Raw genomic sequence first — 15350 nt, forward strand, 5'->3', positions numbered from 1 at the left:
TCCCGTCAGACCTCTTCGACGCTGCTCGGCTCGCGCCGGGACAGGTCGATGCCGAGCTCCTCCGCTGCGCGGAAGACGTCCTCGTCGGTGTCGCGCATCTCGATGGACATGCCGTCCGAGGACAGCACCTCCACGTTGAGGCACAGGGACTGCATCTCCTTGATGAGCACCTTGAAGGACTCGGGGATGCCGGGCTCAGGGATGTTCTCGCCCTTGACGATGGCCTCGTAGACCTTCACGCGGCCGGTCACGTCGTCGGACTTGATCGTCAGCAGCTCCTGGAGGGCGTACGCGGCGCCGTAAGCCTCCAGCGCCCACACCTCCATCTCACCGAAGCGCTGGCCACCGAACTGGGCCTTACCACCCAGCGGCTGCTGGGTGATCATCGAGTACGGGCCGGTCGAACGCGCGTGCAGCTTGTCGTCGACCAGGTGGTGCAGCTTGAGGATGTACATGTACCCGACCGAGATCGGGTCCGGGAACGGCTCGCCGGAGCGGCCGTCGAACAGGCGCGCCTTACCGGTCGGGAGCACCATGCGCTCGCCGTCGCGGTTCGGGATGGTGTGCTGGAGCAGACCGGCGAGCTCGTCCTCACGGGCACCGTCGAAGACCGGGGTCGCGACGTTGGTGCCGGGGGCGACCTGGTCGGCGCCGATGGCCTGGAGGCGCTGCGCCCACTCGTCCGCGAGGCCGGAGACGTCCCAGCCGCGGCTGGCGAGCCAGCCGAGGTGGATCTCCAGGACCTGTCCCGGGTTCATTCGGGACGGGACGCCCAGCGGGTTGAGGATGATGTCGACCGGGGTGCCGTCCTCCAGGAAGGGCATGTCCTCGATCGGGAGGATCTTGGAGATGACACCCTTGTTGCCGTGGCGGCCGGCGAGCTTGTCACCGTCGGTGATCTTGCGCTTCTGGGCGACGTAGACGCGGACCAGCTGGTTCACGCCCGGGGGAAGCTCGTCCCCCTCCTCGCGGTCGAAGACGCGGACACCGATGATCTTGCCGGTCTCGCCGTGCGGGACCTTCAGGGAGGTGTCACGGACCTCGCGGGCCTTCTCGCCGAAGATCGCGCGGAGCAGGCGCTCCTCCGGGGTGAGCTCGGTCTCGCCCTTGGGCGTGACCTTGCCGACCAGGATGTCGCCGGCGACGACCTCGGCACCGATGCGGATGATGCCGCGCTCGTCGAGGTCGGCGAGGACCTCCTCGGAGACGTTCGGGATGTCCCGGGTGATCTCCTCGGGGCCGAGCTTGGTGTCACGGGCGTCGACCTCGTGCTCCTCGATGTGGATCGAGGAGAGGACGTCGTCCTGCACGAGGCGCTGCGACAGGATGATCGCGTCCTCGTAGTTGTGGCCCTCCCACGGCATGAACGCCACGAGGAGGTTCTTGCCGAGCGCCATCTCGCCGTCTTCGGTGGCGGGACCGTCGGCGAGGACCTGGCCCTCGATGACGTGGTCGCCCTCGGCGACGACGACCTTCTGGTTGACGGAGGTGCCCTGGTTCGACCGGGAGAACTTGTGCAGGCGGTACGTGTTGTACGTGCCGTCGTCGTTGGCGACCGTGATGTAGTCGGCCGACAGCTCCTGGACGACGCCGGACTTCTCGGCCTTGAGGACGTCGCCGGCGTCGGTGGCGCAGCGGTACTCCATGCCGGTGCCGACGAGCGGGGCCTCCGCCTTGATGAGCGGGACGGCCTGGCGCATCATGTTCGCGCCCATGAGGGCACGGTTGGCGTCGTCGTGCTCGAGGAAGGGGATCATGGCGGTCGCGACCGACACCATCTGGCGCGGCGAGACGTCCATGTAGTCCACGTCCGACGGCTCGACGTAGTCGACCTCGCCGCCACGCTTGCGGACCAGGACGCGGTTCTCGGTGAAGCGCAGGTCGTCGTCGAGCGCGGCGTTGGCCTGCGCGATGACGAACCGGTCCTCCTCGTCGGCGGTGACGTAGTCGACCTCGTCGGTGACCTGGCCGTCGACGACCTTGCGGTACGGCGTCTCGATGAAGCCGAACGCGTTGACGCGGCCGTACGAGGCGAGCGAACCGATCAGACCGATGTTCGGGCCTTCGGGGGTCTCGATCGGGCACATGCGTCCGTAGTGGGACGGGTGCACGTCTCGGACCTCGAAGCCGGCCCGCTCGCGGGAGAGACCACCGGGGCCCAGCGCGGACAGACGACGCTTGTGCGTCAGACCCGAGAGCGGGTTGTTCTGGTCCATGAACTGGGACAGCTGGCTGGTGCCGAAGAACTCCTTGATGGAGGCGACGACCGGCCGGATGTTGATCAGGGTCTGCGGCGTGATCGCCTCGACGTCCTGGGTGGTCATGCGCTCGCGCACGACGCGCTCCATACGAGCCAGACCCGTGCGGACCTGGTTCTGGATGAGCTCGCCGACGTTGCGCAGACGGCGGTTGCCGAAGTGGTCGATGTCGTCGGTCTCGACGACGATCGACGCGCCGCTGTCACCGACGGTCTCGGTCTCGCCGGCGTGCAGCTTCACCAGGTACTTGATCGTCGCGATGATGTCCTCGACGGTCAGGATCCCGGCGTCCAGCGGAGCGTCGGCGCCCAGCTTCTTGTTGACCTTGTAGCGGCCGACCTTGGCCAGGTCGTAGCGCTTGGGGTTGAAGTACAGGTTCTCGAGCAGCGTCTGCGCGGCCTCGCGGGTCGGCGGCTCGCCCGGACGGAGCTTGCGGTAGATGTCGAGCAGCGCGTCGTCCTGGCCCTGGGTGTGGTCCTTCTCCAGGGTGGCGCGCATGGACTCGTACTCGCCGAACTCCTGGAGGATCTGCTCGGTGGTCCAGCCGAGGGCCTTCAGGAGGACGGTGACCGACTGCTTGCGCTTGCGGTCGATGCGGACGCCGACGAGGTCGCGCTTGTCGATCTCCATCTCCAGCCAGGCGCCCCGGGACGGGATGATCTTGGCGGAGAAGATGTCCTTGTCGGACGTCTTGTCGATGGAGGAGTCGAAGTAGACGCCCGGCGAGCGGACGAGCTGCGAGACGACGACACGCTCGGTGCCGTTGATGACGAAGGTGCCCTTGTTCGTCATGAGCGGGAAGTCGCCCATGAAGACCGTCTGGGACTTGATCTCGCCGGTCTCGTTGTTGGTGAACTCGGCGGTGACGAAGAGCGGGGCGCCGTACGTGAAGTCACGGTCCTTGCACTCGTCGATCGAGTTCTTCGGCGGCTCGAAGCGGTGGTCGCGGAAGGTCAGCGACATCGACCCGGAGAAGTCCTCGATCGGGGAGATCTCCTCGAAGATCTCCTCCAGACCGGACTTCGTGGGGACGTCCTGTCCCGACTCGAGGGCGGCCTCGACGCGAGCCTTCCAGGCGGCGTTGCCGAGCAGCCAGTCAAAGCTCTCGGTCTGCAGCGCGAGGAGGTTCGGAACCTCGAGGGGCTCCTTGATCTTTGCGAAGGAGATGCGCAGCGGGGCGGTGCTGGCGGCGTTGTTCATGTTGTTCGAGGCGTTGCGCGAGGCGGCCAAGAGGGGGTCCTTCCGAGGGCTCGGACTCACTACGCGCGTACCGGTCCCCAGCAACGCTTCACGGCAGACGTTTCCTGAAGTGGCTAAAAGGCCAGGTCAGACGGGGTCGGTCCACGAAGCTGATGCGAAGGTATGCCCCTGGTGACGGGCAGGAGGCAGCTAACAGGCAGCGCAAAGGGACAGTGTAGCCACTTGGCCCACTGATGTCCAGGGCGACTTCCTCGCGACCCTCGTTGCTCTCAACTCCGCGGTACTCGCGCCGTGCGGCGCACCTCGATACTGCCCGTTCGGTCGTCGATCCATGCCTCGGAATCGGATCGTTGTGACGACGCGTCCTGAGAATTGCGCGCGGCGTGCCGTTCGTCAAGGCCCCCGCCCGCGAGCGGCGCACGGCGAAGATCACCATACTCCGCTTCCAGCGGCCCTGAGGACCCCCGCCACGCGGGTCCCGGGAACGCCGAAAGGCGACCACCCAGATGGATGATCGCCTTTCGGTGCCTCCGCGTTACACGGGGGCGAGAGTCAGCTCAGCGAGCCGAAACGGCCTTACTTGACCGTGACGGTGGCGCCGGCACCCTTGAGGGCCTCGGCGGCCTTCTCGGCGGCGTCCTTCGCGACCTTCTCGAGGACCGGCTTCGGGGTGCCGTCGACGAGGTCCTTGGCCTCCTTGAGGCCCAGGGAGGTGAGCTCGCGCACGACCTTGATGACCTGGATCTTCTTGTCGCCGGCACCCTCGAGGATGACGTCGAACTCGTCCTGCTCCTCGGCGGCACCGGCAGCGTCGCCACCACCGGCGGCGGGGGCGGCAACGGCGACGGCCGCGGCGGCGGTGACGTCGAACTTCTCCTCGAAGGCCTTCACGAACTCGGAGAGCTCGATGAGGGTCATCTCCTCGAACTGGGCGAGGAGGTCGTCCTGAGAGAGCTTCGCCATGATGGGCGATCCTTCCACTAATTCGGCAGGTGCCGATGTGTCTATAGAGGCGGGCGTAACGGCCCGCTACGACCCGCGCACTACGCGGCGCGGATCAATGCGCGAGCCGAATTACTCGGCACCGCCCTGCTCGGCCTGCTTGGCACGGAGCGCGTCCACGGTGCGGACGAGCTTCGACGGCAGAGCCTGGAAGAGCTGAGCAGCCTGAGACTGCTTGCCCTTGAAGGCGCCGGCCAGCTTGCTGAGCAGAACCTCGCGGGACTCGAGGTCCGCAAGCTTCTTGATGTCGTCGGCGGAGAGAGCCTTACCGTCAAGGACACCGGCCTTGATGATGAGGTTCGGGTTCTCCTTGGCGAAGTCACGCAGGGCCTTCGCCGACTCCACCGGGTCACCGGTGACGAAGGCGACCGCGGTCGGACCAGCGAAGTGCTCGTCCAGTGCGGTGATCCCGGCCTCGTTGGCCGCAATCTTGGTCAGCGTGTTCTTCACCACGGCGTACTGGGCGTTCTCACCGAGCGAGCGACGCAGCGTCTTGAGCTGCGCCACGGTGAGACCCCGGTACTCGGTCAGCACGGCGGCGTTGGAGCTGCGGAACTGGTCCGTGAGCTCGGCCACCGATGCAGCCTTGTTGGGCGTCGGCATAGTGCGTTCGCCTCCTTCCGGGTGATGAGGACCGCTCAGAAGGGGCTGAACAAACGAAAACGCCCCGGGCGCAGGCGCACGGGGCTCAGCTCGACCGGATGGAACATCCGGGAACTCTCCACAGTCACCTGCGCGGGTCGTCCGTCGTCAACGGATCCTTCGGCCACCGCACCCGGTAAGGGCACAGCAACGACCAGCGGTCTTTGGCTTCTGTGGAAGAGTACGTGATGTCCCGATCCAAGGGCAAATCCAGGGCGGATCAGCCCTGGGCGCCCTCGCCGGCGCCGGCCTCCTGGAGCATCTTGAAGAGGTCGACGGTCTCGCTCGCCGGCGGGGCCTCGACGGCGCTCTGGGTGCCGTAGTCGCTGTAGTCGGCGCGGATCCGCACCTTGCCCTCGGCCATCTCCATGCCGATGTCCATACGGGCCGGGTAGCCGTCCTTGTTGACCCAGACCTCGGTCTCGTAGCCCTTGAGGCCGGTCTTCTTCACGTTCTCGATGAGCTTGTCGTGCTCCTCCTTGGAGAGGAGCTTCGAGGACTCGTTCGCCGCCAGCATCTGCTCGAAGGTGAGCGTGCCCTTGTAGTGCTCGGTCTCCATGCCGTTGACCTTCTCGGCACCGACGTGCTTGAGGTCCGGGGAGTCGAGCAGCAGGGCGAGCTGCTGGGACGGGTCCTGGTTCATGTTGTCCAGGCCGCCGGTCATCTGCTTCTGGAGGGCCTTGTCGCCGGACTCCGCGGCCGCGGCCTTGAGGTCCAGCTTCATCCAGCGCTTGCCGTCCATCTCGGCGGCCTGCTTCTCGCCCATGTCCATGTACATGACGTTGTCGAGCATGACCATGCGCATCTGCTCGGGCGCGTCGGGGTTGCCCGCGCTCAGCATGGAGCCCTTCATGGTGATGTCCATCGACGCCGGGGCCCAGCCCTGGACGCCGGTCATCTCCATGGTGCCGGACTCGGCGCCGACGCCCTCGATGCTCATGGTCATCTGGATCTTGGCGGACTTCGCGGCCGAGGTCTTCTCGTACGCCGCCGTCAGGGCCTGCAGCGGGTCGCCGAGGGCCTTGCCGACCGCCTTCGCGTCGCCGTCGTCACAGCCGGCCAGGCCCGCGACGAGGGCCGCCGCGGAGAGGGTCGCGACGCCCGCGCGCTTCCAGGTGGACTTGCTCATAGGTGTTCCCCACCCCTAGATCTTCGTGATCATCGTCTTTGCGTTCTCTTGAACCGTATCCGACGGCTACGACAGGAGGAGACGCAAATAAAGCCGCCCCCCGTTCCTCCGGAGAGGAACGGGGGGCGGCTTCAGGACGGACTGCGCCTAAGCCGGAAGGGCTCAGACCGCGGCCGGGTCCTCCTCGACGAGGAGGTTGCGGGTGCGGTTGCCGTCGACCGGGATGCCGGGGCCCATCGTGGTGCTGATGGCGGCCTTCTTGATGTAGCGGCCCTTGGCGGCGGACGGCTTCAGGCGGAGGATCTCCTCCAGGGCCGCGCCGTAGTTCTCCACCAGCTGCGTGTCGTCGAAGGACGTCTTGCCGATGATGAAGTGCAGGTTCGAGTGCTTGTCGACGCGGAACTCGATCTTGCCGCCCTTGATGTCGTTGACAGCCTTGGCGACATCGGGGGTCACGGTGCCGGTCTTCGGGTTCGGCATGAGACCACGCGGACCGAGCACGCGGCCGAGGCGGCCGACCTTGCCCATGAGGTCCGGGGTGGCGACCACGGCGTCGAACTCGTTCAGGCGCTGGCCCTTGGCGATCTCGTCGATCAGCTCGTCGGAGCCGACGATGTCGGCGCCCGCGGCGACCGCGGCCTCGGCACGCTCACCGGTCGCGAAGACCAGGACCCGGGCGGTCTTGCCGGTGCCGTGCGGAAGGTTCACGGTGCCACGGACCATCTGGTCGGCCTTGCGCGGGTCGACGCCCAGACGGAAGGCCACCTCGACGGTGCCGTCGAACTTGGTGGTGGAGGTCTCCTTGGCGAGACGCACGGCCTCGAGCGGGGCGTAGAGCTTCTCCCGGTCGATCTTGGCGTCGGCAGCCCGGAGGGACTTGCTGCGCTTCACTTCTACTCCTGGTGTGTTCAGGTTTGGAGTCGTGGTGCGGGCCAGCGCTTGGCCCTACCACTGAGGTCACGAGGGGGGGTGATCAGCCCTCGACCGTGATGCCCATGGAGCGGGCGGTGCCGGCGATGATCTTCGACGCGGCGTCCAGGTCGTTCGCGTTGAGGTCGGGCATCTTGGTGGTGGCGATCTCGCGGACCTGCGCCTCGGTGATCTTGGCGACCTTGGTCTTGTGCGGCTCGCCGGAGCCCTTCTCCACGCCCGCGGCCTTGAGGATCATCTTCGCGGCCGGCGGGGTCTTGGTGATGAAGGTGAAGGAACGGTCCTCGTAGACCGTGATCTCCACCGGGATCACCCAGCCACGCTGCGACTCGGTCGCGGCGTTGTAGGCCTTGCAGAACTCCATGATGTTGACGCCGTGCTGGCCGAGCGCGGGGCCGACCGGCGGGGCCGGGTTGGCCGCACCGGCGTTGATCTGGAGCTTGATAAGCCCCGTGACCTTCTTCTTCTTGGGAGGCATAGCTCTCTCCGGGTCCTAGTGAGAGTTTTCAGCCGATCCGTCCGGTCATCCGGATGGAGGCATACCGCACAACGATAACGGGTATGGCTGTGCGTCCAAAAACCGAGCAGGTCAGAGGGGCTGTGGCAGCCCCTCTGACCTGTCCGGAAACTTGTGTCGTCAGTTCTTCTGGATCTGGTCGAAGCTGAGCTCGACCGGGGTCTCGCGACCGAAGATCTCGACGAGGCCCTTGACCTTCTTCGAGTCCGGGTTGATCTCGTTGATCGTGGCCTGGAGGGTGGCGAAGGGGCCGTCGGTGACGGTGACCGAGTCGCCGACCTCGAAGTCGAGGACCTGGACCTCCAGCTTGCGGGCCGGAGCCGGCTTGCCCTCGGCCTCGGCGGCCTCGCGGGCGGCCTTCTCCTCGGCCTCGGGGGCGAGCATCTTGACGATCTCGTCCAGGGTCAGCGGGTACGGGTCGTAGGCGTTGCCCACGAAGCCGGTGACGCCGGGCGTGTTGCGGACGACGCCCCAGGACTCGTTCGTCAGGTCCATGCGGACGAGGACGTAGCCGGGGAGCTTGTTCTGCTTGACGTTCTTCCGCTCGCCGCCCTTGATCTGGACGATCTCTTCCTCGGGCACCTCGGCCTGGTAGATGAAGTCCTCGACGTTGAGCGAGACGGCGCGCTGCTCCAGGTTGGCCTTCACGCGCTTCTCGTAGCCCGCGTAGGTGTGGATGACGTACCACTCGCCGGGCAGGGTGCGCAGCTCCTCGCGGAGGGCGGCGACGGGGTCGACGGGGGCGGCCGGCTCGGCCTCCTCCTCGGTCTCGACCTCGGCCTCGACGTCGTCGGCCGCATCGGCCTCGGAGTCGTCGGCGTCCTCGTCGACGGACTCCTCGTCCGCGTCCTCGGCGTCCTCGGTGTCGTCCGCGTCGTCCTCGACGTCGCCCGCCGCGGCGTCCGCAGCCTCGTCCAGGTCCTCGTCCTCGTCGGCGGCCTCGACGATGTCCAGCTCGTCCTCGACGGACTCGGACTCGAAGGCGTCGTTCAGGTTCGCGTCAGACACGGTGGCTGCTTCTTCCTGCGATACAGATGGGGTGGAACAAAAAGTCAGCCGAAGACGTACTTGACTGCTTCCTGGAAGCCCAAGTCAATCACGGTCACCAGGCCGATCATCACGACCACGAAGATGATGACGACCGTGGTGTACGAGGTGAGCTGACTACGCGTCGGCCAGACGACCTTGCGGAGCTCGGCGATGATCTGCCGGTAGAAGACGGCGAGACGGCCCAGGGGGCCCTTCTTCCCGCGCTTGCCGCCCTTGCGGCCCTTCTTCTTCGACTCGGCGTCTTCGGCATCAGGCATGTCGATGGAGCCAACGGCGTCCGTCACGATCTCTCACCTGATTCCGGGTCGTGGCCGTGCCGCGCCCGGGTGGAGCCGCACGACAATGCAATGAAGACGTACATGCGCACACAGCCTGGCGGTGTGTGTAGCAGGGCCGGAGGGACTTGAACCCCCAACCGCCGGTTTTGGAGACCGGTGCTCTACCAATTGAGCTACGACCCTTTGCGGTGTCCCCCAACCTACCCCATGTGTGACGGGGTGGCTGCGGGCCAACGAGGAGTGAGTGTACGTGGTCTTGGGGCCTCACGTCGAACAGGAACCGCGCCGACCTGCCCGAGGGCCTCTCCGCGACCGGTATCGACCGCTCCTGTCCGCTCCCTGAAACCTGTGTGCCGGGCCGGGAAACGGTCTGGGACGATGGCCGCATGAGCGCTGCTACCCCTCCCACCGAGCGTCGGGTCTCCGCCCGGATCGGTGCGATCTCCGAGTCCGCCACCCTCGCCGTCGACGCCAAGGCCAAGGCACTCAAGGCCGCCGGGCGCCCGGTGATCGGCTTCGGCGCCGGAGAGCCCGACTTCCCGACCCCGGACTACATCGTCGACGCGGCCGTCGAGGCCTGCAAGAACCCGAAGTTCCACCGCTACACGCCGGCCGGCGGCCTGCCCGAGCTGAAGACCGCGATCGCCGCCAAGACGCTCCGCGACTCCGGCTACGAGGTGGACGCCTCCCAGGTCCTGGTGACCAACGGCGGCAAGCAGGCGATCTACGAGGCCTTCGCCGCGATCCTCGACCCGGGCGACGAGGTCATCGTCCCGGCGCCGTACTGGACCACCTACCCGGAGTCGATCCGCCTCGCCGGCGGCGTCCCGGTGGAGGTCGTCGCCGACGAGACCACCGGCTACCGCGTCTCGGTGGAGCAGCTGGAGGCGGCCCGCACGGAGAAGACGAAGGTCGTCCTCTTCGTCTCCCCGTCGAACCCGACCGGCGCCGTCTACAGCGAGGCCGAGACCGAGGCGATCGGCCGCTGGGCCGTCGAGCACGGCCTGTGGGTCCTCACCGACGAGATCTACGAGCACCTGGTGTACGGCGGCGCCACCGCCGCCTCGCTGCCGGCGGTCCTGCCGGAGCTGCGCGACAAGTGCATCGTGGTCAACGGCGTCGCGAAGACCTACGCGATGACCGGCTGGCGCGTGGGGTGGATCATCGGCCCGAAGGACGTCGTGAAGGCCGCGACGAACCTGCAGTCGCACGCCACCTCCAACGTCTCCAACGTGGCCCAGGTGGCCGCGCTCGCCGCCGTCTCCGGGAACCTGGACGCCGTCGAGGAGATGGGCCGGGCCTTCGACCGCCGCCGCCAGACCATCGTGCGGATGCTCAACGAGATCGAGGGCGTCGTCTGCCCGACCCCGGAGGGCGCGTTCTACGTGTACCCGTCGGTGAAGGGGCTCCTCGGCAAGGAGATCCGCGGCAAGCGCCCGCAGACCTCCGTCGAGCTGGCCGCGCTGATCCTGGACGAGGCCGAGGTCGCGGTCGTCCCGGGCGAGGCCTTCGGCACCCCCGGCTACCTGCGCCTGTCGTACGCGCTCGGCGACGAGGACCTGGTGGAGGGCGTGTCCCGCATGCAGAAGCTGCTGGCCGAGGCCCGCGACTGAGCAGGCCGTACGAGACGGGCCCCGGTTCCGGCGGAACCGGGGCCCGTTTTTGCGTTCGGGCGGGTATCGATCGGGGAATCGCCGTGCATACCGCCATTCGGGTAAGGCAGGATCGGGCAATGGAGCACCCCCGCGACCTCAGCACCCTGCCCAAGGCCCACCTGCACCTGCACTTCACCGGTTCGATGCGGCCCTCGACCCTCCTCGAACTGGCCGACAAGTACGGGGTGCACCTCCCGGAGGCGCTGAAGGGCGGCACGCCCCCTCAGCTCCGGGCGACCGACGAGCGCGGCTGGTTCCGCTTCCAGCGCCTGTACGACATCGCCCGCTCCTGCCTGCGCGCCCCCGAGGACATCCAGCGGCTGGTGCGGGAGGCGGCGCAGGAGGACGTCCGGGACGGTTCCGGGTGGCTGGAGATCCAGGTCGACCCGACCTCGTACGCGCCCCACCTGGGCGGCCTCATCCCGGCCCTGGAGGTCATCCTGGACGCGGTCGACGCCGCCTCCCGGGAGACCGGCCTCGGGATGCGGGTCCTGGTGGCCGCGAACCGCATGAAGCACCCGCTGGAGGCCCGCACGCTGGCCCGGCTCGCGGTGCGGTACGCGGACCGGGGCGTGGTCGGCTTCGGGCTCTCCAACGACGAGCGCCGGGGCATGGCCCGCGACTTCGACCGGGCCTTCGCGATCGCCCGCGAGGGCGGGCTCCTGGCGGCCCCGCACGGCGGTGAGCTGACCGGCCCCTCCTCCGTCCGCGACTGCCTGGACGACCTGCGGGCGTCCCGCGTCGGGCACGGCGTACGGGCGGCGGAGGACGAGCGGCTGCTGCGCAAGCTCGCCGAGCGGGGCGTGACCTGCGAGGTGTGCCCCGCCTCGAACGTGGCCCTCGGCGTCTACGAGAAGCACGAGGACGTCCCCCTGCGCACCCTCTTCGAGGCGGGCGTCCCGCTGGCCCTCGGCGCCGACGACCCGCTCCTCTTCGGCTCCCGGCTGGCCGCCCAGTACGAGCTCGCCCGCCGGCACCACGGATTCACGGACCCGGAGCTGGCGGAGCTGGCCCGCCAGTCGGTCCGCGGCTCGGCGGCCCCGGAGGACGTCCGGAAGTCGCTCCTGGCGGGGATCGACGACTGGCTGGCTAGCTGAGTCCCCGCATCAGGGTGCGGGCGATCGCGCGGGCGAAGTCCTCGACGGGCGGGGGCTGCTCCCCCTCCGGCAGCGCGTCGTAGGCGAAGGCCCGCTGCGCGCAGGCGCCCAGGAGGAGCGCGGCGGCGGCCCTCGGGTCGGCGTCCGGGCCGATGCGGCCGTGCCGCTGCTCGGCCCGCAGATAGGCGGTGAGCCCCTCGATCGGCCGGTGCGGGCCGGCGCCGAGCTCCCGGACGGCGGCGTCGTGGCGGGCCTTGAGCCGGGGCTCGGCGTAGAGCGAGGCGGCGATCGGGAAGGAGTGCTCGTAGAAGCGGGCGGCCTGCCGGGCGACCTCGGTGAGGTTCTCCTCGACCGTGCGTCCGCCGGGGTCGGCGGCGAGCGCCTCCAGGAGGCCGCCGAGCCGCGGGAGCCGTTCCGTGAGGACGGTGAGGAAGAGCTGCTCCTTGCTCGCGAAGTGCTTGTAGAGCGCGGCCTCCGAGCAGCCCGCGGCCCGGGCGATCTCCTTGGTGGTGGTGCGGGCGAGCCCCACGGTGCCCATGAGGTCGCGCGCGGCGTCGACGATCCGGACCCGGGTCGGCTTCTGTTCCATGCGTCCTCCACTCACTCTTGACGCGTAGGCGAGTATCCACCCACCCTGAGGTGAGTGAGTACTCACTTACCAGTGTGGGAGGGCGTCATGAAGCTCACCGTCTTCGGTGCGACCGGTGGTGTGGGCCGGGAGGTCGTCCGGCAGGCGCTGGACGCGGGTCACGAGGTGACGGCGGTCGTCCGGGACCCCGCGCGGTTCACCGTCACCGGCGAGCGCCTGGAGGTCTTCCGCAGCGACCTCGCCGACGCCGGGGCCCTGCGCGGCGCGGTGGCGGGCCGGGACGCGGTCCTCTCGGGCCTGGGCGCCCGCAACCGCGCGGACGCGGCCTCCGGCGTCGCGGCCCGGCTCACGCGGCCGGTGCTCGCGGCGATGGACGCGGAGGGCGTGCGGCGGCTCGTCGTGGTCAGCGCGGCCCCGGTGGGCCCCGCCGCGGAGGGCGACGGCCTGCTGGACAAGGCCGTCCTGGCGGTCGTCGGCAACGTCCTGAAGGACGTCTACGCCGACCTGCGGGTCATGGAGTCCGAACTGGCGGCGAGCGCCGCCGACTGGACCTCGGTCCGGCCGCCCAGGCTGACCGACAGGCCGCTCACCGGCCGCTACCGCACGGTCGTCGGCGGCACCCCGCCCAGGGGCCGCACCCTGGCCCGCGCGGACGTGGCCCACGCGATGCTGGCGGTCCTCGCCGACCCGTCGACGGTCCGCCGGGGCGTGGGCGTCGCCTACTAGGGCCCGAGGGGTCCTAGAGCTCGACGCCGACCATGACCGGTTCGTTGACGAGGGTGATGCCGAAGGCGGCGCGGACACCGGCGACGACCTCGCGGGCGAGGGCCAGGAGGTCCTCGGTGGTGGCCTCGCCGCGGTTCGTCAGGGCGAGGGTGTGCTTGGTGGAGATGCGGGCGGGGCCGGAACCGTACCCCTTGGTGAAGCCGGCCTTGTCGATGAGCCAGGCGGCGGAGGTCTTGGTGCGGCCGTCGCCGGCCGGGTAGGCGGGCGCGGCGGCGTCGGGGCCGAGGCGCTCGGCCACGCGCGCGAGGAAGGCCTCGTACTCCCCCGCCGTGAGGATCGGGTTGGTGAAGAAGGAGCCGGCGGACCAGGTGTCGTGGTCCTCGGGGTCGAGGACCATGCCCTTGCCGGCGCGGAGCTTCAGGACGGTCTCGCGCGCGCGTGCGAGCGGGACGCGGTCGCCCGCCTCGACGCCGAGGGCGCGGGCGGTCTCCGGGTACGCGATCGGGGAGGAGAGCCCGTCGGCGTCCTCGAGCTCGAAGCGGACCCGCAGCACGACGTACCGCTCCGGGTGCTCCTTGAAGAGGCTGTGCCGGTACGAGAAGGCGCACTCGGCGTTCGTGAGGGTGACCGTCTCCTCGGCCCGGCGGTCGTACGCGACGACCTCGCTGATGGTGGCGGAGACGTCCTGCCCGTACGCGCCGACGTTCTGGATCGGGGTGGCACCGGCCGAGCCGGGGATGCCGGCCAGGCACTCGACGCCGGCGAGCCCGGCCTCCACGGTCCGGGCGACCGCGTCCGTCCAGACCTCGCCCGCGGCGAGCTCCAGGCGGGTCCCGTCGAGGGAGAAGCCGGTGGTGGCGATGTGCAGCGCGGTGCCGTCGAAGCCCTTGTCCCCGATGACCAGGTTGGAGCCGCCGCCGACGACGAGCAGCGGCGTCCCGGACGCGTCGGCCTCGCGGACCGCCGCGATCACCTCGTCGTCGGTGGTGGCCGTGACGAGCCGGGCGGCGGGGCCGCCGAGCCGGAAGGTGGTCAGGGGGGCGAGGGGGGCGTCCTTGAGCTGCTGCACGGGCACAAGGGTACGGGGGCTGGCTTTTCTGTGCGCCAAACTGGCGCACAGAAAAGCCAGCCGTCACCGTCACGCCAGCCGGACGACCGCCCGGCTCATGCCCAGGACCTTCTGGCCCGCGCTGGTGGCCGTGAGGTCCACCCGCACCTGCCGGTCGTCCAGCTTGGCGGCGACCTTCGCGGAGACCTCGATCACGGCGCCGACGCCGTCGTTCGGGACGACGACGGGCTTGGTGAAGCGGACGCCGTACTCGACGACGGCGGCGGGGTCGCCGGCCCAGTCGGTGACGACGCGGATGGCCTCGGCCATGGTGAACATGCCGTGGGCGATGACGTCGGGGAGGCCGACCTCCACCGCGAACTTCTCGTTCCAGTGGATGGGGTTGAAGTCCCCGGAGGCGCCGGCGTACCGGACGAGGGTGGCGCGGGTCACGGGGAAGGTCCCCGCGGGCAGCTCGGTGCCGACCTCGACCTCGTCGTAGGCGATCTTCGCGGTCATGGTCAGGCCTCCTCGGGGGCGCGGGAGACGAGCTTGGTCCAGGCGGTGACGACGTGCTCGCCGGTCTCGTCGTGGACCTCGCCGCGGATGTCCAGGATGTCGTTGCCGGCCAGCGACTTGATCGCCTCGATGGTGGAGGTGACCGAGAGGCGGTCGCCGGCGCGGACGGGCCGGGTGTAGGCGAACTTCTGGTCGCCGTGGACGACGCGGCTGTAGTCGAGGCCGAGCTGCGGGTCCTCGATGACCTGGCCGGCGGCCTTGAACGTGATGGCGAACACGAAGGTCGGCGGCGCGATCACATCGGGGTGGCCGAGTTCCTTGGCCGCTTCCGCGTCGGTGTACGCGGGATTCGCGTCACCGATCGCCTCGGCGAATTCGCGGATCTTCTCGCGGCCGACCTCGTAGGCCGGGGTGGGCGGATAGGTCCGCCCCACGAAGGACTGGTCGAGCGCCATGGCCTCGATACCTCCTGCTGGATCTGTTGCGAAAAACGCCACGAGGCCGCCCCCTGAGAGGGGGGCGGCCTCGTGAACGAGCCTGATTAGCGCGTCTCGCGGTGCGCGGTGTGCGAGTTGCAGCGGGGGCAGTGCTTCTTCATCTCAAGACGGTCCGGGTTGTTGCGCCGGTTCTTCTTGGTGATGTAGTTCCGCTCCTTGCACTCCACGCAGGCCAGCGTGATCTTCGGGCGGACGTCGGTGGCAGCCACGTGA

At 69.0% G+C, this 15350-nt stretch carries 16 protein-coding genes and 1 tRNA gene; 3 read left to right on the forward strand and 14 right to left on the reverse strand.

Features of this window, described 5'->3' with window-relative positions:
* Positions 1 to 5: 5 nt before the first annotated feature.
* From rpoB to IE245_RS17100, 9 genes are all read right to left on the reverse strand, one after another.
* Positions 6 to 3488 carry a DNA-directed RNA polymerase subunit beta gene (gene rpoB, locus IE245_RS17060; RefSeq protein ID WP_189948289.1) on the reverse strand — a complete coding sequence of 1161 codons (3483 nt, stop codon included), beginning with the start codon at positions 3486 to 3488 and terminating at the stop codon, positions 6 to 8.
* A 546-nt stretch (positions 3489 to 4034) separates the two neighbouring features.
* The gene (gene rplL, locus IE245_RS17065; RefSeq protein ID WP_031009366.1) at positions 4035 to 4421 is read right to left on the reverse strand and encodes a 50S ribosomal protein L7/L12; all 387 of its coding nucleotides are present in this window, start codon (positions 4419 to 4421) and stop codon (positions 4035 to 4037) included.
* A gap of 111 nt (positions 4422 to 4532) precedes the next feature.
* Positions 4533 to 5063, reverse strand: a complete 531-nt coding sequence (gene rplJ, locus IE245_RS17070; protein ID WP_030494216.1) for a 50S ribosomal protein L10 — start codon at positions 5061 to 5063, stop codon at positions 4533 to 4535.
* A 259-nt stretch (positions 5064 to 5322) separates the two neighbouring features.
* Entirely contained in the window at positions 5323 to 6231 is a 909-nt protein-coding gene (locus tag IE245_RS17075) for an SCO4651 family lipoprotein (protein WP_189948291.1), read from the reverse strand.
* 162 nt (positions 6232 to 6393) lie between these two features.
* On the reverse strand, positions 6394 to 7122 hold the full coding sequence (gene rplA / locus IE245_RS17080; RefSeq protein ID WP_169088411.1) for a 50S ribosomal protein L1: 729 nt from the start codon (positions 7120 to 7122) through the stop codon (positions 6394 to 6396).
* Between the two features lie 82 nt (positions 7123 to 7204).
* A complete protein-coding gene (gene rplK, locus IE245_RS17085) occupies positions 7205 to 7639 on the reverse strand; it encodes a 50S ribosomal protein L11 (RefSeq protein WP_030494213.1) in 435 nt (144 codons plus the stop codon).
* Between the two features lie 159 nt (positions 7640 to 7798).
* Complete coding sequence (gene nusG / locus IE245_RS17090) at positions 7799 to 8686, reverse strand: transcription termination/antitermination protein NusG (RefSeq protein WP_189948293.1); 888 nt, start codon at positions 8684 to 8686, stop codon at positions 7799 to 7801.
* A gap of 44 nt (positions 8687 to 8730) precedes the next feature.
* Complete coding sequence (gene secE / locus IE245_RS17095) at positions 8731 to 9012, reverse strand: preprotein translocase subunit SecE (RefSeq protein WP_189948295.1); 282 nt, start codon at positions 9010 to 9012, stop codon at positions 8731 to 8733.
* Positions 9013 to 9116: 104 nt separating this feature from the next.
* Positions 9117 to 9189, reverse strand: a tRNA-Trp gene (locus tag IE245_RS17100).
* Between the two features lie 203 nt (positions 9190 to 9392).
* Between IE245_RS17100 and IE245_RS17105 the strand changes: the two genes are divergently transcribed.
* The gene (locus tag IE245_RS17105) at positions 9393 to 10619 is read left to right on the forward strand and encodes a pyridoxal phosphate-dependent aminotransferase (protein ID WP_189948298.1); all 1227 of its coding nucleotides are present in this window, start codon (positions 9393 to 9395) and stop codon (positions 10617 to 10619) included.
* Positions 10620 to 10738: 119 nt separating this feature from the next.
* Positions 10739 to 11758 (forward strand): adenosine deaminase, encoded by a 1020-nt coding sequence (locus IE245_RS17110; protein WP_189948300.1) that lies wholly within the window; start codon positions 10739 to 10741, stop codon positions 11756 to 11758.
* On the opposite strand, the gene IE245_RS17115 is transcribed toward IE245_RS17110, so the two are convergent.
* Complete coding sequence (locus IE245_RS17115; RefSeq protein WP_189948302.1) at positions 11751 to 12347, reverse strand: TetR/AcrR family transcriptional regulator; 597 nt, start codon at positions 12345 to 12347, stop codon at positions 11751 to 11753. The two genes, IE245_RS17110 and IE245_RS17115, sit on opposite strands and share 8 nt — an antisense overlap.
* 87 nt (positions 12348 to 12434) lie before the next feature.
* Between IE245_RS17115 and IE245_RS17120 the strand changes: the two genes are divergently transcribed.
* The gene (locus tag IE245_RS17120; RefSeq protein WP_189948305.1) at positions 12435 to 13073 is read left to right on the forward strand and encodes an NAD(P)-dependent oxidoreductase; all 639 of its coding nucleotides are present in this window, start codon (positions 12435 to 12437) and stop codon (positions 13071 to 13073) included.
* A 13-nt stretch (positions 13074 to 13086) separates the two neighbouring features.
* Here IE245_RS17120 and IE245_RS17125 read toward each other — a convergent pair whose 3' ends face one another.
* From IE245_RS17125 to rpmG, 4 genes are all read right to left on the reverse strand, one after another.
* Positions 13087 to 14181 (reverse strand): UDP-N-acetylmuramate dehydrogenase, encoded by a 1095-nt coding sequence (locus tag IE245_RS17125; RefSeq protein ID WP_268256562.1) that lies wholly within the window; start codon positions 14179 to 14181, stop codon positions 13087 to 13089.
* Between the two features lie 30 nt (positions 14182 to 14211).
* Positions 14212 to 14640, reverse strand: coding sequence for a MaoC family dehydratase (locus tag IE245_RS17130; RefSeq protein ID WP_189948309.1), 429 nt, complete (start codon positions 14638 to 14640; stop codon positions 14212 to 14214).
* Between the two features lie 2 nt (positions 14641 to 14642).
* Positions 14643 to 15095 (reverse strand): MaoC family dehydratase N-terminal domain-containing protein, encoded by a 453-nt coding sequence (locus IE245_RS17135; RefSeq protein ID WP_189948311.1) that lies wholly within the window; start codon positions 15093 to 15095, stop codon positions 14643 to 14645.
* An 86-nt stretch (positions 15096 to 15181) separates the two neighbouring features.
* A complete protein-coding gene (gene rpmG / locus IE245_RS17140; protein ID WP_003956487.1) occupies positions 15182 to 15346 on the reverse strand; it encodes a 50S ribosomal protein L33 in 165 nt (54 codons plus the stop codon).
* Positions 15347 to 15350: the final 4 nt, after the last annotated feature.

The organism is Streptomyces roseolus, assembly GCF_014649855.1.
GTDB lineage: Bacteria > Actinomycetota > Actinomycetes > Streptomycetales > Streptomycetaceae > Streptomyces > Streptomyces roseolus.

Coding starts and splice junctions, on each gene's coding strand:
- IE245_RS17110 (WP_189948300.1), top strand. CDS start 10,739: ATGGAGCACCCCCGCGACCTCAGCACCCTGCCCAAGGCCCACCTGCAC.
- rplL (WP_031009366.1), bottom strand. CDS start 4,421: ATGGCGAAGCTCTCTCAGGACGACCTCCTCGCCCAGTTCGAGGAGATG.
- rplJ (WP_030494216.1), bottom strand. CDS start 5,063: ATGCCGACGCCCAACAAGGCTGCATCGGTGGCCGAGCTCACGGACCAG.
- IE245_RS17075 (WP_189948291.1), bottom strand. CDS start 6,231: ATGAGCAAGTCCACCTGGAAGCGCGCGGGCGTCGCGACCCTCTCCGCG.
- IE245_RS17130 (WP_189948309.1), bottom strand. CDS start 14,640: ATGACCGCGAAGATCGCCTACGACGAGGTCGAGGTCGGCACCGAGCTG.
- IE245_RS17120 (WP_189948305.1), top strand. CDS start 12,435: ATGAAGCTCACCGTCTTCGGTGCGACCGGTGGTGTGGGCCGGGAGGTC.
- IE245_RS17105 (WP_189948298.1), top strand. CDS start 9,393: ATGAGCGCTGCTACCCCTCCCACCGAGCGTCGGGTCTCCGCCCGGATC.
- IE245_RS17115 (WP_189948302.1), bottom strand. CDS start 12,347: ATGGAACAGAAGCCGACCCGGGTCCGGATCGTCGACGCCGCGCGCGAC.
- rplK (WP_030494213.1), bottom strand. CDS start 7,639: ATGCCTCCCAAGAAGAAGAAGGTCACGGGGCTTATCAAGCTCCAGATC.
- IE245_RS17135 (WP_189948311.1), bottom strand. CDS start 15,095: ATGGCGCTCGACCAGTCCTTCGTGGGGCGGACCTATCCGCCCACCCCG.